The 25005-nt window shown below is 60.9% G+C and carries 21 protein-coding genes; 10 read left to right on the top strand and 11 right to left on the bottom strand.

Features of this window, described 5'->3' with window-relative positions:
• Positions 1 to 39: 39 nt before the first annotated feature.
• The 3 genes from ACYF6X_RS05190 (at position 40) to ACYF6X_RS05180 (ending at position 4686) form a co-directional block, all read left to right on the top strand.
• A complete protein-coding gene (locus tag ACYF6X_RS05190; protein WP_130017255.1) occupies positions 40 to 1485 on the top strand; it encodes a serine/threonine protein kinase in 1446 nt (481 codons plus the stop codon).
• Between the two features lie 143 nt (positions 1486 to 1628).
• On the top strand, positions 1629 to 4184 hold the full coding sequence (locus tag ACYF6X_RS05185) for a type VI secretion system Vgr family protein (RefSeq protein WP_130017254.1): 2556 nt from the start codon (positions 1629 to 1631) through the stop codon (positions 4182 to 4184).
• A complete protein-coding gene (locus ACYF6X_RS05180; RefSeq protein ID WP_080473405.1) occupies positions 4162 to 4686 on the top strand; it encodes a hypothetical protein in 525 nt (174 codons plus the stop codon). The genes ACYF6X_RS05185 and ACYF6X_RS05180 overlap by 23 nt, the downstream gene beginning before the upstream one ends.
• Positions 4687 to 4991: 305 nt before the next feature.
• Here the strand turns inward: ACYF6X_RS05180 and sbmC are convergent, their stop codons facing one another.
• The 5 genes from sbmC to rclC all read right to left on the bottom strand — a co-directional run bounded on the left by sbmC (position 4992) and on the right by rclC (position 8872).
• Positions 4992 to 5459, bottom strand: coding sequence for a DNA gyrase inhibitor SbmC (gene sbmC / locus ACYF6X_RS05175; protein WP_130017253.1), 468 nt, complete (start codon positions 5457 to 5459; stop codon positions 4992 to 4994).
• Positions 5460 to 5482: 23 nt separating this feature from the next.
• Positions 5483 to 6325 (bottom strand): tryptophan 2,3-dioxygenase, encoded by an 843-nt coding sequence (gene kynA, locus ACYF6X_RS05170; RefSeq protein ID WP_025303311.1) that lies wholly within the window; start codon positions 6323 to 6325, stop codon positions 5483 to 5485.
• 147 nt (positions 6326 to 6472) lie between these two features.
• On the bottom strand, positions 6473 to 7810 hold the full coding sequence (rclA, locus tag ACYF6X_RS05165) for a reactive chlorine resistance oxidoreductase RclA (RefSeq protein WP_130017252.1): 1338 nt from the start codon (positions 7808 to 7810) through the stop codon (positions 6473 to 6475).
• 37 nt (positions 7811 to 7847) lie between these two features.
• The gene (locus tag ACYF6X_RS05160; protein ID WP_242512509.1) at positions 7848 to 8264 is read right to left on the bottom strand and encodes a DUF302 domain-containing protein; all 417 of its coding nucleotides are present in this window, start codon (positions 8262 to 8264) and stop codon (positions 7848 to 7850) included.
• A 35-nt stretch (positions 8265 to 8299) separates the two neighbouring features.
• Positions 8300 to 8872, bottom strand: a complete 573-nt coding sequence (rclC, locus tag ACYF6X_RS05155) for a reactive chlorine resistance membrane protein RclC (protein ID WP_107226407.1) — start codon at positions 8870 to 8872, stop codon at positions 8300 to 8302.
• Positions 8873 to 9009: 137 nt separating this feature from the next.
• Here rclC and ACYF6X_RS05150 point away from each other — a divergent pair, with 137 nt between their 5' ends.
• The 6 genes from ACYF6X_RS05150 (at position 9010) to ACYF6X_RS05125 (ending at position 15057) form a co-directional block, all read left to right on the top strand.
• Complete coding sequence (locus ACYF6X_RS05150) at positions 9010 to 9885, top strand: cupin domain-containing protein (RefSeq protein ID WP_130017250.1); 876 nt, start codon at positions 9010 to 9012, stop codon at positions 9883 to 9885.
• 159 nt (positions 9886 to 10044) lie between these two features.
• Positions 10045 to 11082: a LacI family DNA-binding transcriptional regulator gene (locus tag ACYF6X_RS05145; RefSeq protein WP_130017249.1), complete on the top strand. Its 1038-nt coding sequence runs from the start codon at positions 10045 to 10047 to the stop codon at positions 11080 to 11082.
• A 271-nt stretch (positions 11083 to 11353) separates the two neighbouring features.
• On the top strand, positions 11354 to 12589 hold the full coding sequence (locus tag ACYF6X_RS05140; RefSeq protein ID WP_175089939.1) for an MFS transporter: 1236 nt from the start codon (positions 11354 to 11356) through the stop codon (positions 12587 to 12589).
• A gap of 21 nt (positions 12590 to 12610) precedes the next feature.
• Complete coding sequence (locus ACYF6X_RS05135) at positions 12611 to 13372, top strand: SDR family NAD(P)-dependent oxidoreductase (protein ID WP_063990306.1); 762 nt, start codon at positions 12611 to 12613, stop codon at positions 13370 to 13372.
• Between the two features lie 48 nt (positions 13373 to 13420).
• A complete protein-coding gene (locus ACYF6X_RS05130) occupies positions 13421 to 13837 on the top strand; it encodes an RbsD/FucU domain-containing protein (protein ID WP_063990307.1) in 417 nt (138 codons plus the stop codon).
• Between the two features lie 137 nt (positions 13838 to 13974).
• The gene (locus tag ACYF6X_RS05125) at positions 13975 to 15057 is read left to right on the top strand and encodes a transketolase-like TK C-terminal-containing protein (protein WP_130017247.1); all 1083 of its coding nucleotides are present in this window, start codon (positions 13975 to 13977) and stop codon (positions 15055 to 15057) included.
• On the opposite strand, the gene ACYF6X_RS05120 is transcribed toward ACYF6X_RS05125, so the two are convergent.
• Complete coding sequence (locus ACYF6X_RS05120) at positions 15058 to 15495, bottom strand: MarR family winged helix-turn-helix transcriptional regulator (RefSeq protein ID WP_063990368.1); 438 nt, start codon at positions 15493 to 15495, stop codon at positions 15058 to 15060.
• Positions 15496 to 15649: 154 nt separating this feature from the next.
• Here ACYF6X_RS05120 and aceE point away from each other — a divergent pair, with 154 nt between their 5' ends.
• On the top strand, positions 15650 to 18325 hold the full coding sequence (gene aceE, locus ACYF6X_RS05115; protein ID WP_130017246.1) for a pyruvate dehydrogenase (acetyl-transferring), homodimeric type: 2676 nt from the start codon (positions 15650 to 15652) through the stop codon (positions 18323 to 18325).
• Positions 18326 to 18352: 27 nt separating this feature from the next.
• Here the strand turns inward: aceE and umuC are convergent, their stop codons facing one another.
• From umuC to ACYF6X_RS05090, 5 genes are all read right to left on the bottom strand, one after another.
• Entirely contained in the window at positions 18353 to 19669 is a 1317-nt protein-coding gene (gene umuC, locus ACYF6X_RS05110) for a translesion error-prone DNA polymerase V subunit UmuC (RefSeq protein WP_107226413.1), read from the bottom strand.
• Between the two features lie 180 nt (positions 19670 to 19849).
• Positions 19850 to 20581 carry an energy transducer TonB gene (locus tag ACYF6X_RS05105; RefSeq protein ID WP_242512506.1) on the bottom strand — a complete coding sequence of 244 codons (732 nt, stop codon included), beginning with the start codon at positions 20579 to 20581 and terminating at the stop codon, positions 19850 to 19852.
• 250 nt (positions 20582 to 20831) lie between these two features.
• Positions 20832 to 21749: a FecR domain-containing protein gene (locus tag ACYF6X_RS05100; protein WP_130017245.1), complete on the bottom strand. Its 918-nt coding sequence runs from the start codon at positions 21747 to 21749 to the stop codon at positions 20832 to 20834.
• Positions 21750 to 21766: 17 nt separating this feature from the next.
• Entirely contained in the window at positions 21767 to 22279 is a 513-nt protein-coding gene (locus tag ACYF6X_RS05095) for a sigma-70 family RNA polymerase sigma factor (RefSeq protein WP_063990452.1), read from the bottom strand.
• Positions 22280 to 22446: 167 nt separating this feature from the next.
• Entirely contained in the window at positions 22447 to 24984 is a 2538-nt protein-coding gene (locus ACYF6X_RS05090) for a TonB-dependent receptor (RefSeq protein ID WP_373275482.1), read from the bottom strand.
• Positions 24985 to 25005 lie beyond the last annotated feature (21 nt).

Raw genomic sequence — 25005 nt, 5'->3', positions numbered from 1 at the left:
GCCGAGACGGCGGCCCTTTGAACACAGAGAGTCATCACTATGTCGGGAACCGGGATAACCAAACCGAATTCGAACAGCCTGCCGAGCGGCTATCGATTCAATGAATTCGAGATCCAGGAAGCGATCGGCGAAGGCGGCTTCGGCATCGTCTACCGCGCCTACGATCACCAACTGGAACGCACCATCGCCATCAAGGAGTACATGCCGACCTCGCTGGCGAAACGCAACGACGATCTCAGCATCGGGCTGCGCGGCGAGCGCTTCGGCAAAACCTTCCAGGCCGGGCTGAACAGCTTTATTCAGGAGGCGCGCCTGCTGGCCCGCTTCTCGCACCCCGGCCTGCTGCACGTGCTGCGCTTCTGGGAAGAGAACGGCACCGCCTACATGGGCACCCAGTTCTACAGCGGCACCACGCTGAAGAACCTGCAGGCGCAGCAGCCGGAGAAAATCGACGAAGCGTGGATCCGGCGGCTGCTGCCGCCGCTGTTCAGCGCCATCAACACCATCCATCAGGAAGGCTACCTGCACCGCGACATCTCACTGGATAACATCCAAATCCAGGAGAGCCAGCTGCCGGTGCTGCTGGACTTCGGGTCGGCGCGCAAAGAGATCGGTAACCTGTCGGACGAAACGGAGATCATGCTGAAGCCGGGCTTCGCGCCGATCGAGCAGTACACCGAAAACAGCGACGGTGAACAGGGGCCCTGGACCGATATCTACGCGCTGGGCGCCGTGCTGCACACGCTGATCGTCGGTTCGCCGCCGCCGGTCAGCGTGGTGCGCAGCATCGAAGACAGCTACCAGCCGCTGGCCGAGCGTCGCCCCGCCGGTTACTCGCCGGAGCTGCTGCGCACCGTCGACCGTGCGCTGGCGCTGAAGCCGGAAGACCGCCCGCAGACCATCGATGAAATGGCCGAGCTGTTGCATCTGCCGATCGCCGATGAAAACGAAATCGTCAGCACCCCGGCCGCCGCGCCGGAGAACCTGTTGGTGGCCGCCAACCCGGCAGCCGCCGCCGCGGCCGCCGGTGCCGTTACCGCGCGTAGCACCCAATTCTCACGGCCGATGATGGCCGGCGCCGGCGTCGCGGCGCTGCTGGTGATCGGCGCCGTCGCCTGGCTGAGCGGCGGCAAGGACGATACCCAGGCCGTAGCGAAAAACACCGCGGCGTCACCGGCGCAGAAAACCGTGACGGAGCAGCCGAGCGCGCCGCAAACCGCGCCATCTGCGCCGGTGGAACCTGAAAAGGCGGCGCCGCCACCGCAGCCGGTGGCGCTGGTGTATTTCAAACTGCAGCCGGGCGAACAGGTCAGCCTCGACGGCAAGCCGCAGCAGGTGACGCCGGGCGAAAACGGCTTCGCCAGCCTGAATCTGGCGCCGGGCCGTTATCAGTTGGAGATCCGTCACAACGATCGGCGTCGCCAGCAGCAACTCAGCATCGACACCGCCGGCACCTGGCTGGTCAATCCGGCCAGCGCCGGTTAATTCCGTTCTGAAGCCCCGTCGCGGCGGGGTTTCTCCTATTTCATGAGACTGACGCACCACTGCCCACCCTCATTGGCCGCGTGGCAAGGCCGCTGCAACGCCGGGGTATGCAGGGCATGACGTCAATCACAGAGGACGTCCTCATGTTGGATCGCATTATTGCGCACACGCCGCTGGGCCAGGAGCAGCTACTGTTCCGCTCACTGGACGGCATCGAAGCGCTTTCCACCCCTTTCAACTTCTCTATTGAATTGCTGAGCACCGACGCGCGGCTCGATCGCAAAGCGCTGCTCGGCCAACCGCTGACGCTGGAGATCCCGACCCAGGGCTTTCTCAGCGCCCCGCGCTACCTGAACGGCAAGATCACCGCCATCGCCGTCAGCAGCGAAGAGATCGGCGGCACCCGCTACGCGCTGTATAACCTGCACGTGCAGCCGGATCTGTGGCCGATGACCAAGGACCGCAACTTCCGCATCTTCCAGGAACAGACGGTACCGCAGATCGTCAAGACCCTGCTGGCGGAGCACAACGTGCAGCTGGAAGATCAGCTGACCGGCGACTATCGCCTGTGGGGCTACTGCGTGCAGTACAACGAAAGCAGCTTCAACTTCATCAGCCGCCTGATGGAGCTGGAGGGCATCTATTACTATTTCAAACACGAGATGGGCAAACACACGCTGGTGCTCGGGGATGCGCCCCACCACCACCAGCCCTATCCCGGCTACGAGATGATCCCCTATCACCTGACGCCGTCCGGCGGCAGCACCAGCGAGGAAGGCATCAGTCAGTGGACGTTGTCCGATCGCGTCACACCGGGCATCTACAGCCTGGACGACTACGATTTCCGCAAGCCGAACGCCTGGCTGTTCCAGGCGCGGCAAAACCCGGTTTCGCCAACGCCGGGGCAGATTGACGTCTACGACTGGCCGGGCCGCTACACCGAGCATCAGCAAGGGGAGTTCTACGCCCGCGTGCGTCAGGAAGCCTGGCAGGCCGAACATCAGCAGATCCGGGGCACCGCCACCGCGCTGGGCATCGCTCCCGGCAGCACCTTTACGCTGTATAACGCCCCGCACGCCGACGACAACCGCGAGTACCTGACGCTGCAGGCCAACTACCATTTGAAAGAGAACCGCTATGCCAGCGGCGACGATCAAAGCAGCGAACACCGTATCGACTTCATCGTGCTGCCGGCGGACGTGCCCTGGCACCCGCCGCAGCAGGCCACCTGGCCGAAAACCCACGGGCCGCAGACCGCCCGGGTGGTCGGCCCGGCCGGCGAATCAATTTGGACCGACAAATACGGCCGCATCAAGGTGAAATTCCATTGGGACCGCTTCGGGCCGAAGGACGACGGCAGCTCCTGCTGGGTGCGCGTCTCCAGCGCCTGGGCCGGCCAGGGCTACGGCGGCGTGCAGATCCCGCGTGTCAACGACGAAGTGGTGGTGGACTTTATCAACGGCGATCCGGATCGGCCGATCGTCACCGGGCGCGTCTATAACGAAGCCAGCATGCCGCCGTGGGCGCTGCCGGCCGCCGCCACCCAAATGGGCTTTATGAGCCGCACCAAGGACGGCACCGCCGACAACGCCAACGCCCTGCGCTTCGAAGACAAGGCCGGCGCCGAACAGGTGTGGATCCAGGCGGAACGCAACATGGACACCCAGGTCAAAAACGATGAGAGCCACACCATCGATAACGACCACACCCATCTGGTGGGCGGCAACCAGATCAAACGGGTGGTGCTCAATCAGGCCACCGGCGTCAAAGGCGATGCCTCCGCGCTGACCGGCAAAACGCGCAGCGACGCCGTGGTCAACGCCTTTACCCTCGGCTCCGGCGAATCGCTGCGGCTGGAGTGCGGCGAAAGCGTGATCGAGCTGCTGGCGAACGGCCAAATCAACATCACCGGCACCAGCTTCAATATCACGGTGAAAGAGGACGGAGAGATCAATACCGGCGGCCAGCTGGATCTCAACCAGCCCGGCGGCGCCGCACGCACCGCCGCACCAGGCGGCGGCCATCAGGCGGCGATCCAGAGTGCCGTCGATCAGCTTTTCCCGAACGCGGAGGCGAGTGGTACGCCGGGAAAGCCGGTTAACGCCGCCCCTCGGGCGGCGGCAGCGGCGCCGGCGAAACCGGCTGCCGCTGTAACCCCTTTTGGCAAGGAGGTGAATGAGCTGGCGGCAAAGTCACCGACGTTGAGCCAAAACATTAGCGATTTGGAAAAGAAAAAATGGCGATTTAATCAAGGTGTGGCAGGTAAAGGGACCTTTGCAGACAAGCGTTTGAAGACCATTACAATAGACAGTAATGAATTAGATAACCCCCAACGAGTCGTACAATCGTTGGCCCATGAAAGCGGGCATGCTCTTTACAAGCCACGTATGGACACAAGCACAAGAGAACGATTTTTGAACAGTTCACTCAGTGACGAAGGAGCTGCAACTCTGAACAACATCCGTGTGCAACGTGAAATCATTGCTAATGGTGGCCCCGATATTGGTATTGCGGGAAACCCCGCTAATCAGCCAAACTACAATACCATCTATGATGCGCTCGAAAGAAAAGAGATTAGTGAGATTCGAGCGCGCGAATCAATAGGACGCATTTTCGGCAAGGGAGAAATTACGTCCAATACAGGAGAAAATTATGAGGCCTATTATGGAGGATGGTATGATAAAGAATATGCCAACTAAGATCCTTACCCTGACATTAAGCCTCTTTACCTTCTCTTTTCACTCTGCGGCAGGAGCACCCGTGAAAAATACAGAATTATGGCATTTCATCGATGACATGCAAAAAAAAACCAGAACACTAACAACAAGTAGCATAAAGAAAATTACCCCTCCCTTCACCATAAAGTCAGAAAATGAATACACGGCATTTTATTCAGGCGAAGATGTAACTTTAACTGGAAAGATAAAAATATCACATTTAGATCTTAGAGTCAGCAAGGACGAGAAAGCGGCCGCTGTATTTCTCTCCTTTGAAGTCACCGGTGACTGCATTACCCTTGATGACATCAAGAAGCGTTATAGTAATCTGCAGCTTACGGATTACCCTCGCGGTGAATCACCTGAAGAAAAGACCTATTATACAACAGGGAATAACCCGTACGGCCAACATATATCATTTGGATTCACGGCGAAAGAACAGCAATGTTTGAGCCAAGTCGTTCTCGACTCAGATGAAGAGTGAAACCACCCACCAACACGTGAATATAGAAAATAAAATAACTTCAGCAAGCAGCATAATAAACAGGCTCGTAAGAATTAGCATCATCACCACAACGCTGTTTATTTCAGGTTTAAGCTCCTCTCAAGAGGTGTGGGATGGGTAGATAGCAACCGACTAAAGGAAAACAATACGGGTATCGGTCCGATAGAAAAATAAATTTACACTCTCGCTCGTCTGCTCACGACGCCTAAACTGAACAGGAATGACAGTCACAGGCTGAATCGGCACACCCCATCGATTCAGCCTTTCTTCGCATTAAGCCACCCTCACCACTTCTTCACCGTCTGGTAAATATCGAGGTCGAAATAGCCGTCGGCTTCGCAGTCGTTGAGATAATGTTCGTAGCTCACCCCCTCAACCGGCTGGTAGCCGCTGGCCGGCAGCAGCTTCTGGTAGAACTCGCCCCACACCCGCTCGAAGTCGCCATCGCTGATGCGCACGTGGTAGACCGCATACTGCCCGGCGGGCAGCGTCTGCACGGTAACGCCCTCGCTGCCCAACGGCAGCGCGAAATCGTCCGCGACGCTCATCACCACGTCGGCGCGCAGCTTTTCCGGCGCCACTTCCGCCGGATCGTCCCAATACAGCACCAGCCATTTGCCGAACGGCACGCCGTGGCGCTGCCGCCATGCCAGCAGTTGCTGCGAGCCCTGCGGGATCGTCTGCGGATACGGCCCCACGACTCTCACTCCCGCCACCTTCTCCGCCGCTTTATCGATAACCCTCACGCTCATCGCCCTTATCCTCTCTCGTTATCTCAGGCGCCGATTTCGGTGCGCACGTCCAGCAGCTCGGGGAAAAAGGTCAGATCCAACGCCTTTTTCAGGAAGCTGACGCCGCTGGAACCGCCGGTGCCCGACTTGAAGCCGATGATCCGCTCCACCGTTTTCATATGGCGGAAGCGCCACAGGTGGAAGCTCTCTTCGATATCCACCAGCTTCTCCGCCATTTCATAGGCTTCCCAGTAGGTTTGCGGGTTGTCGTAGATCACTTTGAACGCCGGCAGCAGATCCGGGTTGCGCTGGTAGGGCTGCGTCCAGTCGCGCTCGAGGCACTCCTGCGGGATCGGCAGGCCGTGGCGCGCCAGGTACAGCAAGTATTCGTCGTACAGGCTCGGCGCTTCGAGGATCGCCTTCAGCGCCGCGTGTTTTTCCGCATCGCTGCTGAACACCGCCAGCATCGCCGCATTCTTGTTGCCGAGCAGGAACTCGATCGAGCGGTATTGGTGCGACTGGAAGCCCGACGAGCTGCCCAGCACGTCGCGAAACTCGACGTACTCCGACGGCGTCAGCGTTTCCAGCACCGCCCACTGTTCGAACAGCAGCCGCTGGATCTGTTTGACGCGCGCAAGGATTTTGAAGCAGTGGCTGAGTTTGTCCTGCTGCACCAGCCGCACCGCCGCTTGCAGTTCGTGCAGCATCAGCTTCATCCACAGTTCGGAGGTTTGGTGCTGTATCACGAACAGCATTTCGTCATGATGCGGCGGATTGGAGAGCGGGTGCTGGCAGTCCAGCAACGAGTCCAGGCACAGGTAGTCGCCGTAGCTCATGCGTTTGGAAAAATCGGTGACAATCGCGCTTTCTAATTCCCGTTTGTTCATCTGTGATCTCCGTTGCGCCCAGCGCCCCATCGGCCTGGAACGTGCCGCAAAGAGAAAACAATAGTACAGAACCCGCCGCCCCGAAGGGCGATAAACGAGAGGTGCTTCGCAGATCTCACTCATCTGCGCCGCCCCTCTCGCCCCGCTTTACCCTATCAACCCAAACAGGTCGTTGAGCGACTCGCTCATGGTCGGGTGAGTGAACAGCTGATCGCGCAGCCGGGTATAGGGCAGCCCGGCGTCCATCGCCGTTTTGACGATGTTGATCATCTCGTGGGCATCGCGGCACAGCAGCGCCACGCCGAGGATCTGGCCGGTCTGCGCATCGACCACCGCCTTCAGCAGGCCGCGCGTGTCGCCCAGCACGCGGGCGCGCGGGATCGCCGCCGCCGGCAGCGTGGCAACCTTAATATTGCGCCCCTGCTGCCGGGCCTGATCTTCGCTGAGACCGATGCGCGAGAAGCTCGGGGTGATGAACACCGAGTAAGGCACCGCGCCGCGATCGGTCGTGCTGCGTTTACCCGCGCCGAACAGGCTGTCGCGCACAATGCGGAAATCGTCCAGCGAGATATAGGTAAACTGCGGCCCGCCGTTGACGTCCCCCAGCGCCCAGATATGCGGCACGCTGCTGCGCAGCTGCGCGTCCACCCGCACGGCGCCGCGCTCATCCGTCTCAACACCGGCGCGCGCCAGCTGCAAGCCGGCGGTGTTCGGCGCGCGCCCGGCCGCCACCAGCAGCGCATCGAACGACTGCACGCCGCCCTGATGCACCACCTCAACGCCCCCTTCCACATCGCGCACCTGCTTCACGCCGGCGTTAAACGTGAAGCTCACCCCGGCGTCGCTCAGGATTTGCTGTATCGCCTGCGCCATATCGCGGTCTTCCCGGCCGAGCAACGCGCCCGCCTCTTCGAATACCGTCACGGCGCTGCCGAACTGCGCGAACATCGAAGCGAACTCCAGCCCGATATAACCGCCGCCGATAATGCCCAACCGCGCGGGCCGCTGCGTCAACTGCAGCAGGCCGGTGCTGTCGTAACTCCGCTGCGAACGATCCAACCCGTCGATCGCCGGCCGGCGGCTGACGGCCCCGGTGTTGATGAAGATGCGCTCGCCGCTCAGCACCTGCGTTCCCGCGGCGCCCTGCACGCTGATGCGGTGCGGATCGATAAACTCCGCCCGTCCGTCGATCACCGTGACCTGTTCAAGCCCCGCCAGGTTTTGGTAGTTTTTCTCCCGCAGCAGGCCGGTCACCTGCCGCTTGCGCGCCATCGCCTGGCTGAACGCCTGTTCGCCCGGCCCGTGAAGCTCGGCATCGTGCACCAGCGTTTTGGTCGGTATGCAGCCGATGTTGATGCAGGTACCGCCATACATCTGCGCCGACGCCTCCACCATCGCCACGCGCCATCCTTGCCCGGCCAGAAAGGCCGCCAACGTTTTGCCGGCCTTGCCAAAACCGATGATAATCGCTTGATAATCGTACATTGTGTCGCCTCGTCTCGTGATGTTCATCGCCGGTCAATCAGCGTATTGCGGCCTCAACTAACCGCTCCAGCGGCCTCAGCGCCGCGATCTGTCGTTCGTCGGCCCCGGCGCTCCACTTCAGACTTTCCGCCGGGTGGTAGCTGACCTGCGTTTTGCCCCGTTCGTCTTGCGCAATCAGCACCCTGAACGGCAGATCCAGCGCCAACGCCGGCCGCGCCAGCATCAGCGGCGTGCCCGCCAGCGGGTTGCCCAGCACCAGCACCGTGGTGGGCGGCATCGCCAGATGATGCTCACGCGCCGCCCTGGCGTGATCGAACTCGGCAAACAGCGTCACGCCCTTCTGCTCGGCCGTGCTGATAATGCGCTGACGCGTTTCCTGATAAGCGTAGGCGCTCTCTACCGTTCGGGTTTCTTGCCCCGGCGTCCCCTCCGCCACTGCAGAACAGGCCAGCATCATCAGGCTACCGGCCACGGCTCGGTTCATGACGCTCATGCGGCCTTCCCCCGCCACTGTTTCTCGAGCAAGCTGCGCGCCGAATCCGCCATGATCATCACCGCGCCCGCCAGCATCAGCGTGTCCTTCAGCACCAGGCGCCCGGCGCCGGAGAGATAAGGGAAGCCGTGATGCGCATCGCCCAGCGCCGGCACCCAGGCCTCCGGGGTGGTGATCAAAAAGGTCAGCGTCACCAGCGGCGTGCAAAAGGAGAGCATGCCGCCCAACAGCCCCAGCCATTTGGAGAACGGGTTGGCCAGCACCAGCAGCGCGATCGCCACCTCCACCACGCCCAGGCCGTTGGAGAAGCCATAGGTATTGTTGGCCTGCTGCCAGGCGCGCGCGGCGAGGTTCAGTTCGCCTTCGTGCGTCAGATGCGCCTGATAGTCCTGCGGCATGTCATAGAAAAACGACATCAGCGGGCTGTTGGCGACGAACGGCGTGATGCTGTCCGCTTCGTAAGGGATGAATTTGAGCAGGCCAATCCATAAGAAGACGATGGCGATGCTGAGGCGAATCAGCGTTAATCCCAGCTTGTCGCCCTTGCTCAGAAAGAATAGTATTTTCATTACCGGCTCCATGTCATTGATAACTCATGCATCGCAGCGGCGCCCTCCGCATCGCTGCACTATCGAACCGATCTTAGTGCTTCGCATTACGCCGGCCCATTGCCGAAACAATCAGCTTCTTAGCCAGGAGTCTCAAAATGGATCCGCTCAGCCAACTGTTGATGCTTAACGACATGCGCGGTTACGTGGCGCGCGATTGCCATTTCAGCGGCGAGTGGCGCTCGCCGCATGCCGCCGGGGAGTGGAGCCAGATCCGCTGGCACATGGTGCTGGCAGGCAGCTGTCGGCTGGAGATCCCCGGCGGCCGCCCGGTACCGCTGGAGCAAGGCAGCCTGCTGTTCTTGCCGCACAACTCCGCCCACCGCCTGCTGCCGGAGGGGGCCGACAGCGCTACGCACCTGCTGTGCGGCGTGCAAATCTTGCCGCACAGCGCATCGCCACTGCTGGCGAGCCTGCCGAAATGTTTGCTGTTCAACAGCCGCCAGCAGGGGCGGCTGGCGCTATTGCAGGCGACCGGCCAGCTGCTGAGCGATGAGTTCAGCCAACAGGGCCAGGGGCACAACGCCATTGTCAGCCAGACCATGGCGCTGCTGTTCGCGCTGGCGATCCGCGCCTGGCTGGCCCAGCCGAACCAGAGCGGCAATCTGGTCGCTGCGTTGCTGCATCCGCAGTTGGGCAACGTGGTTGAACAGATGCTGCGCCGCCCGCAACACCCCTGGACGCTGGTGGAACTGAGCGAACGGGCCCATATGTCGCGCGCCAACTTCGCCCGCGTCTTTCGTCAGGTCACGCAGCAAACGCCGCTGCAGGCCCTTACCGCCATCCGCATGCAGCTGGCGGCCCGGCTGCTGGCGCGCCAGGCGTTGCCGCTGAGCCGTATCGCCGAACAGACCGGCTATTCGTCGGAAGTGGCGCTGCATAAAGCCTTCACCCGCCACTTCGGCCTGACGCCGGGAAAATTCCGCCAGCAGGCCGCCGAGACACCGCCGGACGCATGCCCGATCTTGGCCTAACCTCCTGCCCCGCCTTACTGTTTAGTAAACAATCCGGCCGCCGCCTGACGACTCTCACAAATGCGCAATCCCATGCGTGCGGCGCCCCGGTTACGGCTTGCCTGCGGCCGGCTTCCCTTATAGATTGCAGGCTAACGGCAGGCAGCAAGGTATCGGCAAATGGCAAATATTCGTGATGTCGCGCGGTTGGCCGGCGTCTCCATCAGCAGCGTGTCGAACCTGCTGAATAACCGCAGCCACCAGATGAGCGCGCAGACCCGAGAACGCATCGAACAAGCGATGGCGACCCTGGGGTATCGACCGGCCCGGGCGGCGGCGGTGCCCGCACCGCAGGCCAAGATCATCGGCCTGCTGCTGCCGTCGATCGTCAACCCGAGCTTTTCGGCGCTGGCGCATGCGGTCGACGGCGCGGCGCGGGCTCACTGCTACCGCGTCTTGCTCGGCAACGCCTACCGCCAGGAACAGGAAGAGGCCGCGTTTATCGACGATATGTTCCTGCATGGCGTGCGCGGCATCATCGTGGCGGCAAGCGACGTTCGCCAGACCCATTTTGTCCGGGCCGCCGAACGGGGCATGAAGATCGTCAGCTATGACAATCCGTTTCCCGAGCGGGCGGCCATCGATACCCCGCTGTTCGACAGCGTCTCGATGGACAATGTCGCCGCCGGGCGCCTGGCCGCGCAGCACCTGCTCGAACGCGGCTGCCGACACATTGTGTTCGCCACCGAAGCGACGCTGACCGTCGGGCGCAGCCACAAGATCGACGGTTTTCTGAGTGCGCTGGGGCACAGCCTGAGCGAACGCCAACGGGTGATCGAAGGCAAGGCCAACAGCGCCTACGGCGACACGGAAATGTTCGAATTGGGGCTGACGCTGGCGCCGCGCGTACTCGCGCTGACGCCGCGCCCGGACGGTATCGTGGCGATTAACGATGCGCTGGGCATCGGGCTGATGGTGGGGGTGCGCGCCGCCGGCGTCCAGGTACCCGCAGACATCTCGGTGATCGGCATCGACAATATCGCGCTGGCCGGCCTGGCCGAACCGGGGCTGACGTCCGTCAGGCCGCCGCTGGCGGAGATGGCGCAGCTGATGGTCGAGCGCCTGATCGGCCGCATCAACAGTGATTCACAACCGCCCGGCGAGTTTCTCTTCCCGCCGACGGTCATCAGCCGGCGCTCGGTTAAAGCCGCCGGCTAACTGAAATAACAGCGTCTTACCCAGGCGATGCGCAGCGGCATCGTCCGGATCGGTGTCAGCCAAAAACAAAGGAACAGGCCGTCGCGCTTAAGGGATGCACGCGCCTCAATGAATCAGCGTCGTGCCGTTATTTAACGTTCAGCTCAGGGTTATGGGCCGGGCCTCTATTATTCCGATTAACCACATTGGAAATATCAAAATGAAAATAAGCAAGCCGCAGGATATTGAACACAGCGCTATCAGGAAATTGACGCTGCATATTGTCCCCCTCATGATTTTATTGTATTTCCTGGCCTTTCTCGATCGCAATAACATGGCCTACGCTGCCAAGGCGTTGGAGGATAACCTGGGCCTGACCGCCTCGGCCTTCGGCTTCGCCTCCGGGATTTTCTTTATCGGCTATTTTCTGTTTGAAATACCCAGCAATGCCGGCACCATTAAATTCGGCCCGCGCATCTGGTTCGCCAGAATATTAATTTCCTGGGGCATCTTCGCGACCTTGCTCGGTTTTGTACGCACGCCGCTGGAGCTGTATATCTGCCGTTTTATGCTGGGCGTGTGCGAAGCCGGGTTCTTTCCCTCGGTGGTGTATTACTTCACGGTATTTTTCCCGGAAAAATACCGCACCAAAATTCTCGGCATGTTCATCATCGTCCAGCCGCTGTCCAACGCCGTCGGCTCGCCGATTTCCGGCTTTATTCTCAATATTCAGCATGACTGGTTCGGGTTCGCCCCCTGGCAGCTGCTGTTTATCCTCGAAGGGCTGCCGCCGATCGTCATCGGCCTGCTGATCCCGTTCCTGATCAAGAACTCGCCCAAGGACGTCGGCTATCTGAACGTGGAGGAAAAGGCCTGGCTGATGAGCAACGCCGGCCGCTCCAAATCCGGCTCTAAAATCACGCTGGGCGACTTCCTGAAAGGGATTAAAAACAAGAAATACCTGCTCTACGCGCTGCTCAACTTCGGCATGGTGTGCGGCATTTATGGCTTTGGCACCTGGCTGCCGTCGATCATTACCGCCCTCTCCGGCGGCGATATCTTCCGCGTCAGCCTGCTGGCACTCATTCCCTACGGCCTGGCCGCGCTGCTGGTGTACCCGTGGAGCCTGTGGGCCAGCAAAACCAAAAAACTTGGCCTGTTCGCCGGCCTCAGCATGGTGGTCGCCGCTATCGGCCTGATGGGGGCGGTAACGTTTTTTAAATACGATCCGCTCGTCGCGCTGTCGTTCCTGTGCATCGCCGCCATCGGCATCTACACCGCCGTACCGCCGTTTTTATCCATGCCCGCCAACATTTCCACCGGCGCGGCCGCGGCCGCCGGGCTGGCGGTGGTCAGCTGCATCGGCAATATCGGCGGCTTCGTCGCGCCTTATGCGGTGGGCGTATTGAACGATCTGACCGGCAACAGCGCGCCGGGGCTGTTTTTCCTGGCCTCGTGCCTGCTGGCCACCGGGTTGATCTGCATTTTCTACTGCGCGAAACAGCGCGAAGGCGTCATCAATGCTTAACGAACCAATAAGGAGTCAATCATGGGCGATCTTGCGGGCAAAAAGGTCTTTATCACCGGGGCGGAACAGGGCATCGGCCGCGCGACTGCGGAGCGGCTGATCAAGGCCGGTTGCGACATCTATTTTCACTATCACAGCGACGAAAGCGGCCCCAAAGCGCTGGTGGCGCTGGCCCATTCATTGGGGCAAAAGGCCGCTTACGGCTACGCCGATCTCATCGATACCGACGAAACGCTGCGCTGCGTTTCAGCCGGCGCCGAGTTTCTCGGCGGCATCGACATTCTGGTCAATAACGTCGGCGGCATCGTCGGGCGCAAATGGCTGGGCGAGATCGACCGCGCCTTTTGGCAAACCGTGATCGACGTGAACATGACCACCATGCTGAACGTGACCCAAAGCGCGCTGCCGTTCCTGAAGGCGGCAAACGGCGCCAGCATCGTCAACCTGGCCTCGCAGGCCGGCCGCGCCGGCGGGCATTCCGGCTCGCTGGTCTATTCCGCCACCAAGGGTGCGGTGCTCACCTGGACGCGCTCGCTGGCGGCGGAGCTGGGCGAGCACGGCATCCGGGTGAATGCGGTGGCGCCCGGTCTGATCCTCGGCACCCGTTTCCATAATCGCCACACCACCCAAGCATCGGCGGAGGAAACCGTTCGCGCCATCCCGCTGGGCCGCGCAGGCACGCCGGACGACGTGGCACGCGCCATCGCCTTCCTGGCGGCGGAGTACGACGGCTTCATCTCCGGCGCCACCCTCGACATCAACGGCGGCATCTACCGCATGTAATTCAGCTGCGGGCGGCACGGCTGCCGCCCCCTATTCAGGTATCGCCTTATGATTAAATCCGCCATCACCCACCCGCCGCTGCTCGCCGCGCTGGCGCAATGCGGGCATAAAACCCAGGTGCTGATCGCCGACGGCAACTACGCCTGCGTGACCCACGCGCCGAAAGACGCCACCGTGGTCTATCTGAACCTGGCGCCCGGCACGCTCGCCGCCCCGCCGATCCTGGAAAAGCTGCTGGCCTGCATCAACGTGGAAAGCGCCACGCTGATGGCTTGCCCGCCGGACTTCACCAACACCATCGAAGCCGAATACCGGCAGCTGCTGCCGGCGCAGTGCCCGGTCGAACACCTGCCGCGCGAGGCGTTCTACGCCGCGGTCAAATCAGATCGGACGCTGCTGGTGATCGCCTCCGGCGAACAGCGCCGCTTCGCCAACCTGCTGCTAACGGTGGCGCCGGTGGTGTGAAAGGCGCGAGGGGGATACCCCCCCTCATACTTCGCCGCCTCACACTTACGATGCGATTTCCCCAAAGAAAGCCGTTGGCACACGCATTGAATTGCAATTACAATCGTTGCACTTGCAATTCAAAGAGAGAACTGTGCATGTCGCCTCAACCTATAACAATGCCCGCAGCAGCAGCCGGTACCCTAACGCTGGCCGAGGCCTGTATCCGCAGGATGGCCACCGCCTATCAGCAAACCGGCGCCGCGTGTCCCTCTTCCACCGCCTGGACGGCGCAAGCCCTGGGCGAACTTAACGCCAGCGGCGACATCTGGCTTATCGACGGCAGAAGGCGCGCTGAGCCGCCGAGTTCCCATTACGCCACGGCCTGGCCGCTCTGGTTTGGCCATCAATCCGGACGCTATGAAAAACCGCTGTTTTACGTCGTCAACACGCCCTCGGTGGACATGCTCCGCGGGCTTGAGCCGGAAACCAATCGCAAGGGGATTTTCATCAGCGATGCGGATACCGGCAGTGCCGATTTGCCGAAAGGCGTGCAGGCCTGGTTCCCGCTTCAGCTCACGGCCATGCCGGGCTGGTTGCCCTTCGATCCGGCCAATGCCCGGGAAACCGGCGCGATACTCCACCATGCCCTGCGCGCGCTCTATCTGGAGGGAGCGAGGAAGATGGTGTATCTCGCGACCAACGCAGACAATGGCACCCTCTCTTCAGGGGAACCGTTTGTCGCAGAACAGGCGTTCAAGGGAATGTATCGCGTCGCCGCCGCGGCAGACTCGCCGTTGCAGATTCGCTTGTGCGGTGCCGGCCGAGCGCTCGCCCGCGTTCAGCAGGCGGCCGAGATGTTGAAAAACTGGGGGATTGCATCTGAAATCTGGAGCTGCCCCAGCTACACGCGGTTGGCGCAGGACGCCGAACTCGCCGACATGCAGCGCCAGGACAGCGGCGGCGAATGCCATCTGAAAGCGTGCCTGGGCGCCGGGAATGTCCCCGTCGTTGCCGTCACTGACTATTCGCACCTGATTGCCAACCAGCTCAGGCGATTCATTCCCGCGCGCTTTGCCGCGGTGGGCTCAGATTCACGGGTGCGCGGCGAAATCCACTACCCGCAGGCGGAATGGATTGCGCTCTGCGCCCTCAAACTGCTGGCCGACGAGCAGAAAATCCCTTCGGCGCTGATCGCCGATGCGCTACGCGTTCTGCACATCACCACACCCGATGCCTGATCACTCTCTGGCCAGCTGCATCGCGTTGTCCAACGCGTCGGAGAAGCGTGCGATCTCTTCTTCGCTGAACTGGTTGAGAAAGTGGGTTTTGACCACCGTGCGGTAGATCTCCCACATCTTTTTCCGCAGGGCCTTGCCTTCCTCGGTGATGGTGGCGAAGGAGGCCCGGCGATCGTCGTCGGAGCGAAAGCGCGTAACCAGCCGCTCTTTTTCCAGGCGATCCATCAGGCGGGTCAGGTTGTAACGCTCAATCACCAACACGTCCGCCAGCTCATGCATGCGGCGCGTGCCGTTTTCCCCGCTTTCTAATCCCCATAACACGTCATACCAGGCGTAAACCGGCAGCCCCGCTTCCGACAACTTCGTCTCTATCTTTCTGATAATCGCCCGATGCGCGCGCACAAAGGAGAACCACAGGTCGGGTTGTTTATCTTTCATGTCATTTTTCTCGTCAAAACCGGTGAGTTGCAATTGCAATTGTAAAGGGATAGAGTGGCTTTCGCTATTGTTGCATTTGCAATTCTTGCACTTGCAATTCACTGAATTCCTGTATCGCTCAGCGCCTTATCAGGTAAGTACATTTGGAGCTTTTATGAACCAACCCGCGGTAAAAGCAGATCTTGACCCACAAGAGACGGCTGAATGGCTTGAGGCATTTGAAGGTGTCGCTGACATCGACGGCCGTGAACGCGCGCATTTTTTGTTGGCAAGAATGGCCGAAGCCGATCAGCGCAAGCACGGTGATTTCTTCAGCCTGGTCACCACGCCCTACGTGAATACGATCCCGGCCTATAAGCAACCGACGTATCCCGGCGATCTGGCCGCTGAAGCACGCATCAATGCGTTTATTCGCTGGAACGCCATGGCGATGGTGCTGCGCGCCGGCAAACACTCCAACGTCGGCGGACATATCGCCACCTACCAGTCGGCCGCAGTGCTTTACGATGTGGGGTTCACGCATTTCTTCCGCGGGCGCACCGATGATTTCGCCGGCGACATGGTGTATATCCAGGGCCATTCCGCCCCCGGCATTTATGGCCGCGCCTATCTCGAAGGCCGCATCGACGAGGAGTTGCTCGACAACTTTCGCCGCGAATCCACACGCCGCGGCCTCTCCTCCTACCCGCACCCGCGGCTGATGCCGGATTTCTGGCAATATCCCACCGTGTCAATGGGGCTGGGGCCGCTGACCGCCGCCTACCAGGCGCGCTACATGCGCTATCTGGAATACCGCGAACTGAAACCGCACCAGGGGAGAAAGGTGTGGGCCTTTCTCGGCGACGGCGAGATGGATCAGCCGGAATCGCTGGCGGCGATTGCGCTGGGCGGGCGAGAAAAACTCGATAACCTGATCTTCGTCGTGAACTGCAACCTGCAGCGGCTGGATGGCCCCGTGCGCGGCAACGGCAAGATCATTCAAGAGCTGGAAGGCACTTTCAAAGCCGCCGGCTGGCAGGTGATCAAGGTGATCTGGGGCAGCGGCTGGGACAAGCTGCTGCAAAAAGACCGCTCCGGGCTGCTGATGCAGCGCATGATGGAGTGCGTCGACGGCGATTACCAAACCTTCAAGTCGCAAAGCGGCGCCTATGTGCGGGAGCATTTCTTCGGCAAGTACCCGGCATTGCTCGAGCTGGTCGCCGACCTGAGCGACGATGAGATCTGGGCGCTGCACCGCGGCGGCCACGATCCGCAAAAGGTGTACGCCGCCTACCATCAGGCGGTGCATACCACGGGCAGGCCGACGGTGGTGCTGGCCAAGACCGTCAAAGGGTTTGGCATGGGGGAAGCCGGTGAAGGGCAGAACATCAACCACCAGCTGAAAAAAATGAGCCAGGATGCGGTGAAGGCCTTCCGCGACCGTTTAGGGCTGACAATCTCCGACGCCCAACTGGCAGAGATCCCTTACCTGAAGCCCGAGCCCGACAGCGCGGCGGCGAAGTACATCACCGCGACGCGCACCGCGCTGGGCGGCTACATCCCTGCCCGCTTCGGCCAATCCGCTCCGCTGGCGATACCGGAACTATCGCGCTTCGACGGCCTCCTGAAGGGCAGCGGCGAACGCAACATGTCGACCACCATGGCTTTCGTCAATATCCTCGGCGCGCTGCTCAAAGACGCCAACATCGGCAAACTGATTGTGCCCATCGTGCCGGACGAGTCGCGCACGTTCGGCATGGAAGGCCTGTTCCGCCAGATTGGCATCCATTCCTGGCTCGGCCAGCTGTATACCCCGCAAGACGCCGGGCAGCTCAGCTACTATAAAGAGGCCAAAGACGGCCAGATTTTGCAGGAGGGCATCAACGAATCCGGTGCGATATCGACCTGGATCGCCGCCGGCACCGCCTACAGCAACCACGATGTCACGACGATCCCGTTTTATATCTTCTACTCGATGTTCGGGCTGCAACGGGTGGGCGATCTCGCCTGGGCGGCCGCCGACGCACGCACCAAGGGTTTCTTGCTCGGTGCCACCTCCGGCAGAACCACCCTGATGGGCGAAGGCTTGCAGCATGACGATGGCCACAGCCACGTGCTGTCTTCCGTCATTCCCAGCTGCGTCTCCTACGATCCGACCTATGCCTATGAACTCGCGGTGATCGTCCAGAGCGGCATGCGCAGGATGTTCGTTGAACAAGAGGATATTTACTACTACATCACCTTGCTCAACGAGGGCTACCCGCAGCCGCCGATGCCGGCTGGCGTTGAGGACGGGATTATCCAAGGGGCGTATTTGCTCAAACAGAACGAAACGGCAAACCAAGAGGGCCCGCGCGCTCAGCTGGTCGCCAGCGGCGCCATCATGCGCGAGGCGCTGGCGGCGGCGGAGCTGCTGGCAGCGGACTTTGGCGTCGCCAGCGATATCTGGAGCGCCACCAGCCTGAGCGAGCTACGCCGCAACGGCATGGCGGCCGAACGCTGGAACCTGCTGCATCCGGAAGATCCGCCGAAAGTTCCTTATATCCAGAGCCTGCTGGCGGCACATCCCGGCCCGGTGGTGGTGGTGACGGACTATATGAAGATCGTCGGCGATCAGATCAAGCCGTTCTTGCCCGACCGTCCCTTTATCGCCTTGGGCACCGACGGCTTTGGCCGATCGGACACCCGCGAGGCGCTGCGTGAGTTCTTCGAGGTCAACCGCCATTTCATCGCGCTCGCCGCGTTGAAACTGCTGGCTGACGAAGGCCGTATCGCCCGCAGCGAGGTCAACCGCGCCATGGTGCTGTATGGCATCGCCCCCGATAAGCCGGACCCGGCGGCGGTGAAGTAACGCGCAGCCTACCCGCGCCGCCGGTTGTCACCCGCGGCGTTTTTCTTCCTTCGATTCGGCGGTGCGCGGCGCCCGCTCCCCCAACCGCGCCACCGGGATGTCCACCAACCGAGTGGTGTAGGCCGGCGACAGCATGTCGCGCTTCATTTGCCACGGCTTGACGATCCCCTGCCCGGCGAACCATACACGCCCGCGCCCCTCCTGATTCAGGCGATCGAGGGTCGCCATCAGCCGCTCGCTGTTGCGGCGCGGTGGGCAGTCGTCGAACAGATCGATCTGCGCCATGGCGGCGGCGCTGAAATCCCCCAGCACCACGCCGCCCTTCAGGTAACGCCGCCCTTCCTGCCAGATGCTTTCCAGCGCGCGCACCGCCATGGCGATGATGTCGCGGCTGTCGTTGCTCGGCGTTTGCAGCCGGGCGGTGCCCATATTGCTGTAATACCCTTCGCCCGCCGAATGCGGGCTGGTTTTGATAAATACCGACACGTTGCGGCAGTAGCGCTTTTCCTGCCGCAGCTTTTCGGCGGCGCGTTCGGCATAGCTGCAGATCGCCTCGCGCATGTGCGGGTAGTGCGTCAGCCGCTGGCCGAACGAGCGGGAGCAGATGATCTGCTCTTTGGCGGCCGCCTCATCTTCCCACCGCAGGCACGATTCGCCGCGCAGCTCGCGTATCGTGCGCTCCAGCACCACGCTGAAGGTTTTACGCGCCAGCCGGGTATCGCAGTCCGCCAGCTGCAGCGCGGTGTGAATGCCCATCGCCTGCAGCTGGCGAGTCAGGCGGCGGCCCACGCCCCACACCTCTTCCACCGGGAGCAACGCCAGCAGTTTGCGCTGGCGCGCCGGATCGGATAAATCCACCACACCGCCGGTACCGCGCCATTTCTTGGCGGCGAAGTTGGCCAGCTTGGCCAGCGTTTTGCTCGGCGCAATGCCGACCCCGACCGTCAAATGCAGCTCGCGCCGGATGCGATCGCGCACCCGCTGGCCGAACGGCTCCAGCGCTTCGCAATGCGCCACGCCGTCCAGCCGCAGAAAGGCTTCGTCCAGCGAGTAGATCTCCACCGCCGGCGCCATCTCTTCCAGCGTATCCATCACCCGGCGGGACATATCGGCGTACAGCGCGTAGTTGGAGGAGAACACCGCGACGTTGCGGCGGCGCATCTCCTCTTTGATTTTGAAATAAGGCGCGCCCATCGGCACGCCCAATGCCTTCGCCTCGGCGCTACGGGCGATCACACAGCCGTCGTTGTTGGACAGCACGATCACCGGCTGCCCGCGCAGATCGGGCCGAAAGATGGTCTCGCAGGAGGCATAGAAGCTGTTGACGTCCACCAGAGCGAACATGGTTACCGACCTTTCATCGTCAGTGGGTTGTTATTCATAACGGCACCAATTTACTGTTTATGCATACAGTATTTGTATTTTTCTGGCGACGATCAAGTAGAAACCGCCACATCGCTGCTATCCGATTGATGCACTTTGGCTTTTAACTCAGCCTCCGTTTACCTGGAACCGAGTTTTTCATTAACGGCGAACTTCACGCAGATCGAAACGAATCGGAATGGTCACGCTGAATTCCGCCTGCCCCGCTGCGATCTCATTGCCGGGCGCAGGCAGTGGAGAAGCGCGCTGCGGTAACTGAAGCGCCTCCCGATCCAGCGAAGCAACCCCACTCGATCGCAATAGCTTCACGCCCAGCACGTTCCCCTGCCGATCCAACGTCACAGCAACCTGAACAACCCCCTGGCGCTGTTGGCGTACCGCCAGGGCCGGGTAGCGTTTGAAACGGCTCAAATGCGCCAACAGCAGGCCACTCCAGACCGAGGCATCCTGGCTCGGCTGTGACGCCACGCTGGTTTGCGGCGCGGCAACACGCTTTCCGTCCAGAGACGGCGGCGCGCTGGTGCTTGATGCTCTTGAGCTTGCAGACGCTATATTTTCCTGTTCCGCTTGCCTTGGGCGCGGCGGTTCCGTCTTCGGTCTGATGGGGTCGTTCCGTTGCCCTTTAGCCTTGCTCTGCCGCTCCGTCGCACGCGGCGCATGAATCAGCGGAGGCATCGCCGCCTCCGGTTCCCGATTGGCCTGCCGTTGCGCCACCGCCTGCACCTGGCGCACGCCGGTCGGCATCGGCTCCGCGCTGGGGGTCGATTCAGCCTGCTCGGCAACCATCATCAACACCATCGGTTGCGCCGCGGGCAGCAGCGGTGGCATCAGGTGATAACCGAGCCCAAGCCACAACGCACCATGCAGACCCAACGCCAACACATTGGCGGTAGCCCAGCGCCATCGCCCGCCTGTTGGTGGTAAAGAGAAATCGCCAGATAATACGTTGTGATTGAACATAGGAAACGGTACTCAGGTTAAGCGTAAAACAGACCAACGTACGCGGCGGTCAACGGCAGTCGGGGTATGTCAGAAAGGTCGTTTAGGCACGCGGTACCGGGCAGGGAACGAGAAAGAACAGGTCAATCGAAAAGGAAATACCCTAATGGCAGAGTAAAAAACTTTAGGATACGGTAATGAAGTATTTTGACAGCATATTTACCCTAACCGGCAGCGCGCCGGGCAGTGCCGCAATGACGCGCTCGGGGTCAGCCAGCGGGAACGCGCCGGAGAGCCGCAGGCCGGCGACCTCCGGCCGGCAGCGAATAATACCCTGGCGATAACGCCCCAGCTCCATCAGGAAGTCGTCCAGCCGCATGTTGTCGGCCAGCAGCATGCCCTGCCGCCAACCGGGCTCTTGCGTCACGCGATACGGTTCGCCAATGCCTTGCCGGCTTAATCTGCCACCCTGACCGGCGTTGAGCACCGCGTTCCGATGCGCCGGCGAAAGGATCGTGACGCGGCCAAGATAAACGGCGATCTCACTGTAGGTTTCCCACAGGCGAACGCTGAAGCGAGCAGCCTGCGTCACGATCTCACCCTGCGGCAGCCTCACCGTCAACGCGCCGCTTTCCGGCGGCAGATTCACCATCATTTCGCCCTCCAGCAATGCGGCCTGCTGACGGCTGACGTTGACCGCCGTTTGCGTGTTCAACATCAACTGCGCGCCATCCGCCAACGCGACGGTTTGCTGCTCCCCCACCGCCGTGCGGTAATCCGCCAGCCAGGGGCGCCAGGGCAGCGCGCCAGAACCGATGCCAACCGTCCCCACCACGCCGATGGCCGCCAGGCTTCTCAGCAACCGGCGGCGTTGCGGGTTCGGCAACTGCGACAGACTACGCTGCGCCGCCGCCCCGTTAAGCAGAGAAAAACGGGATGAAAACGCGGCGATATGCCGCCAGGCGCGTTCATTTTCCGGTTTCGCCTGATACCAACGCCGCCAGTTTTCCCTATCCGCATCGCTTGCCTCTTCCGACATCAGCTGGGTTAACCAGGCGGCGGCCTCACGCGCGCTCTGCCGATCGATATCCGATTCCATCATGGGTTCCGCACTTGCCGTTACGCCGCCAATGCAAAGAAACAGTGCAAATTGGCGCGCTGCAGATATTGTTTCACCGAGCTGGTCGACACCCGCAAACGTTCAGCGATGTCGCAATAACGCATGCCCTGCAGGTGCGCCAACAGGAAAGCCTCGCGGACGTGCGCCGGCAATCCGTCCAACGCCTGATCCAACTGTTCGAGCATTTCGAGGGTTTGTTGACGGACTTCCGGCGAGGGCGCCTCGATCGTCGGCAGCTCGCTCAAGGCCTGCAGATAGCTCTCTTCGATTGTTTTACGCCGGTAATAATTCGCCACCAGCCGGCGCGCCACGGTCGCCAGGAAGGGGCGTGGTTGCCGAATGGCAAGCAACTGCGGGCTCAGTAAAATACTGATGAACGTATCCTGCGCCAGGTCTTCGGCGTGATGCGCGCACCCGACCTTCTGTCTCAGCCAATGGCATAGCCAACTGTGATGCTCAAGGTAAAGCTGTTGAGCAAACCCGTTGGCTGCCGCGGCCTCTTTCCTTGCCATTCGGTGACACCAATTGATAATGAGATTGAAAATGATAATTATTATTATTTTAAAATTGTAACTTCTGTGTCAAGCGATTGCTGATGATTTATAAACGGCGAAAAAGTAGGGAAATACGGGAGAGAAAACGTGAAAAGGGGCCGAAATGGCCCCTGTCAGCAGGATATTCAGAAACGTTGACTAACGCTAAACTTGATGTTGCGCCCTACGCCGGACACCGACTCGCCCAGGTAAGGGTAATAATCGCGGTTGAACAGGTTGTCCACCGCGACGCGAGCTTCGAAGCCCTGCAAACCGCTGGGTTGCCACGAGGCGAACAGGCCGTGCAATGCATAACCCGACGTTTTCGGCAGCGCCCAGACAACGGCCATCGGATCGCCGTCGGCCGGTGAACGATCCTGTTTACGCACGAAATCGCCGGTCCAGCCGAAGGCCATGTCCCACTGCGGCACTTTCATGCCCAGCATCGCGTGTGCCGTAACGGGTGGAATTTCGGCAATCCAGGTTTCGTTGCCCCACGGATCGCGCGGTGAAGCGTCGCGTTTGCCGCGAATCGAGGAGAACGACAGGCTGCCGAACAGGCTTTCGCTGTCATAAAACGATTCGAGCTCCACGCCCTCAATGGTATAGCCCGGCAAGTTGCGATAGTTCGACAACGGTTGCCCACATTGGCCCCCGTGCCGTGCGGCGTCGCACACTACGCCGCGACGATAGAAAATCTCGTCCTTGCCGCGATTGCGGAACAACGTAGTGCGGATCTGCAGACTGTCTCGCGCCATCAACACATCGTTGAAGTCCAGCACCGCGCCGAGACGAACGCCCGTCATGCGTTCCACCTGCAGGCCGCGGCTGGTGCCGGGCACGCTGGAAGCGGCGTATTGCACTTCGTACTGTTCGTCGATCACCGGGGCGCGCCAGGTGCGGCTAACGTCGGCAAACAGGGACAGATTCGACGTCGCTTTCCACATCACGCCCAAATGCGGCGACCAGCCGGTATAGGTCACGCTGCTGTAATCATGGCCCACAAGCGGATCGCTGTCGTTATAGCGCGGCGCCCGGTTCGGTTGCCCGGTATTGGTCACATGATCGTAACGCACGCCCGGCGTCACGGTCAGGCTGCCGAAGCTGACCGCATCCTGCAGATAAACGCTGCGGGTTTCCTGTTCGCCCGCCGGCATATAATACGGTTGGAAATAGCCGTAGTTGTAACTGGCGTTTTTCACCTGCGAGGGGTAATACATCAGGGTATCGCGCTGATGTTTATGCCAACGCGCGCCGAGCAACAGCTTGTGCTCCAGCGGCCCGCTGGCGAAACGGCTTTCATTGCTGACGTCAAACTGCCGATCGGTATAGTTCACCCAGCTTTCATTGCCCAGCGTACCGAGATAGCTGAACTTTGACGCGGAATCCGGCCGCTTGTCATGCTGCTCTGTCTTCGAATAGGCATAAGACAGCGTCAGATTCAGCAACGGCTGCGCTTCCGGCGCCAGATTCCATTTCACCGAGTAATTAGTGTCCGTCTGGTCGCGATACACCAGAATGCGGCGCCACGCTTCTTCCCGGCCATATTTATCGATATCCGCCTGGCTGGGCGCAGCGATATCGTCCCGCTTGGCGGCAAAAGGCTGCCAGCCATCGGAGTCCGAACGCATCGCCGACAGCGTCAGGGTTTGCGCCTCGCTCAGATAAATATTGGTTTTTAACAGGTAGGAAGCCTGATCGTTGGCGGAATAGGCAAAGCGCGTGCCGTCAGGTCGCTTCAGGTTACCGCCGTCACGCTTGCTCATGTAGATCAAACCGTCGGCGAATCCTTCCGGCGTACGGCCGTACAACGCACCGCTGTAAATGCCCTGGCGATCGTTGGTGTGGTAGCTGTACTTCAGCAAGCCGCCAAAATCTTCGCCCGGCAGCAGCATATCCCCGGCATCTTTGGTCTCCAGCGTAATGGTCCCGCCAAAGCCGCCATTGCCGTTCAACAGATTGTGCGGCCCCTTATCGACCTCAACCTTTTTCAGCAATTCGGGTTCAATGAATACCGAACCCTGCCGATATTTCTCAAATCCCTTCGGCGCGCCGTCCAGCACCACCTTCACATCTTCCATGTCGCCCATGCCCCAGATATTCAGGCTTTGGCCCCCCGGGCGCGGCGATCCCGCCATCCCTACCCCGGGCAGACGATCGAGCAGGCTGGCGATGTTATCGGCCTGTACGCGTTCGATGTCTTCTTTATCCAGCACCGAACGGCCGGCGGCGACGCTGTCGGACAAACCGCCGACCACCGACAGTTCCGGTATCGTCAACGGCTGAACCGGCCCGGCGTCGACCAACCGATATCCCTGCGCAGTTTGCTGAGCGCGCAATCCGCTGCCCGCCAACAGCGTATCGAACGCGTCGGTGAGACGATAATGTCCCTGCAGGCCCGCGGTGCTTTTTCCACGCGTCTGTTCGGGCGTGAAAATCACTATCACGGCGGCCTTAGCGGCCGCCGTCTGCAAGGCGGGCGCCAGATCACCGGCGGGAATGGCGAAGGAAAGGATAGCGGGCTGTTCGACCGCCGAGGGTGGTGCCGACGCACCGGGTGCTGCCATCGCGGAGGTGAGCATGCCCGATAGTGCGCATCCTATCCCGATAGCGACGCGTTTCCCGGTAATGCGTTTGGCTGATGTGAACGTACGCCCTGCGCCGTTCTTGTTTTTTATGGCCATGAAGGATTCCCCTGAGTGTAT

The organism is Serratia sp. ID 25-353, from assembly GCF_054792795.1.
This window is presented reverse-complemented; position numbering and strand designations above follow the sequence as displayed.

Excerpts from the sequence above, each read along its gene's own strand:
- ACYF6X_RS05190 (WP_130017255.1), top strand. The coding sequence starts at position 40 with ATGTCGGGAACCGGGATAACCAAACCGAATTCGAACAGCCTGCCGAGC.
- ACYF6X_RS05185 (WP_130017254.1), top strand. The coding sequence starts at position 1,629 with ATGTTGGATCGCATTATTGCGCACACGCCGCTGGGCCAGGAGCAGCTA.
- ACYF6X_RS05180 (WP_080473405.1), top strand. The coding sequence starts at position 4,162 with ATGATAAAGAATATGCCAACTAAGATCCTTACCCTGACATTAAGCCTC.
- sbmC (WP_130017253.1), bottom strand. The coding sequence starts at position 5,459 with ATGAGCGTGAGGGTTATCGATAAAGCGGCGGAGAAGGTGGCGGGAGTG.
- kynA (WP_025303311.1), bottom strand. The coding sequence starts at position 6,325 with ATGAACAAACGGGAATTAGAAAGCGCGATTGTCACCGATTTTTCCAAA.
- rclA (WP_130017252.1), bottom strand. The coding sequence starts at position 7,810 with ATGTACGATTATCAAGCGATTATCATCGGTTTTGGCAAGGCCGGCAAA.
- ACYF6X_RS05160 (WP_242512509.1), bottom strand. The coding sequence starts at position 8,264 with ATGCTGGCCTGTTCTGCAGTGGCGGAGGGGACGCCGGGGCAAGAAACC.
- rclC (WP_107226407.1), bottom strand. The coding sequence starts at position 8,872 with ATGAAAATACTATTCTTTCTGAGCAAGGGCGACAAGCTGGGATTAACG.
- ACYF6X_RS05150 (WP_130017250.1), top strand. The coding sequence starts at position 9,010 with ATGGATCCGCTCAGCCAACTGTTGATGCTTAACGACATGCGCGGTTAC.
- ACYF6X_RS05145 (WP_130017249.1), top strand. The coding sequence starts at position 10,045 with ATGGCAAATATTCGTGATGTCGCGCGGTTGGCCGGCGTCTCCATCAGC.
- ACYF6X_RS05140 (WP_175089939.1), top strand. The coding sequence starts at position 11,354 with ATGATTTTATTGTATTTCCTGGCCTTTCTCGATCGCAATAACATGGCC.
- ACYF6X_RS05135 (WP_063990306.1), top strand. The coding sequence starts at position 12,611 with ATGGGCGATCTTGCGGGCAAAAAGGTCTTTATCACCGGGGCGGAACAG.
- ACYF6X_RS05130 (WP_063990307.1), top strand. The coding sequence starts at position 13,421 with ATGATTAAATCCGCCATCACCCACCCGCCGCTGCTCGCCGCGCTGGCG.
- ACYF6X_RS05125 (WP_130017247.1), top strand. The coding sequence starts at position 13,975 with ATGTCGCCTCAACCTATAACAATGCCCGCAGCAGCAGCCGGTACCCTA.
- ACYF6X_RS05120 (WP_063990368.1), bottom strand. The coding sequence starts at position 15,495 with ATGAAAGATAAACAACCCGACCTGTGGTTCTCCTTTGTGCGCGCGCAT.
- aceE (WP_130017246.1), top strand. The coding sequence starts at position 15,650 with ATGAACCAACCCGCGGTAAAAGCAGATCTTGACCCACAAGAGACGGCT.
- umuC (WP_107226413.1), bottom strand. The coding sequence starts at position 19,669 with ATGTTCGCTCTGGTGGACGTCAACAGCTTCTATGCCTCCTGCGAGACC.
- ACYF6X_RS05100 (WP_130017245.1), bottom strand. The coding sequence starts at position 21,749 with ATGATGGAATCGGATATCGATCGGCAGAGCGCGCGTGAGGCCGCCGCC.
- ACYF6X_RS05095 (WP_063990452.1), bottom strand. The coding sequence starts at position 22,279 with ATGGCAAGGAAAGAGGCCGCGGCAGCCAACGGGTTTGCTCAACAGCTT.
- ACYF6X_RS05090 (WP_373275482.1), bottom strand. The coding sequence starts at position 24,984 with ATGGCCATAAAAAACAAGAACGGCGCAGGGCGTACGTTCACATCAGCC.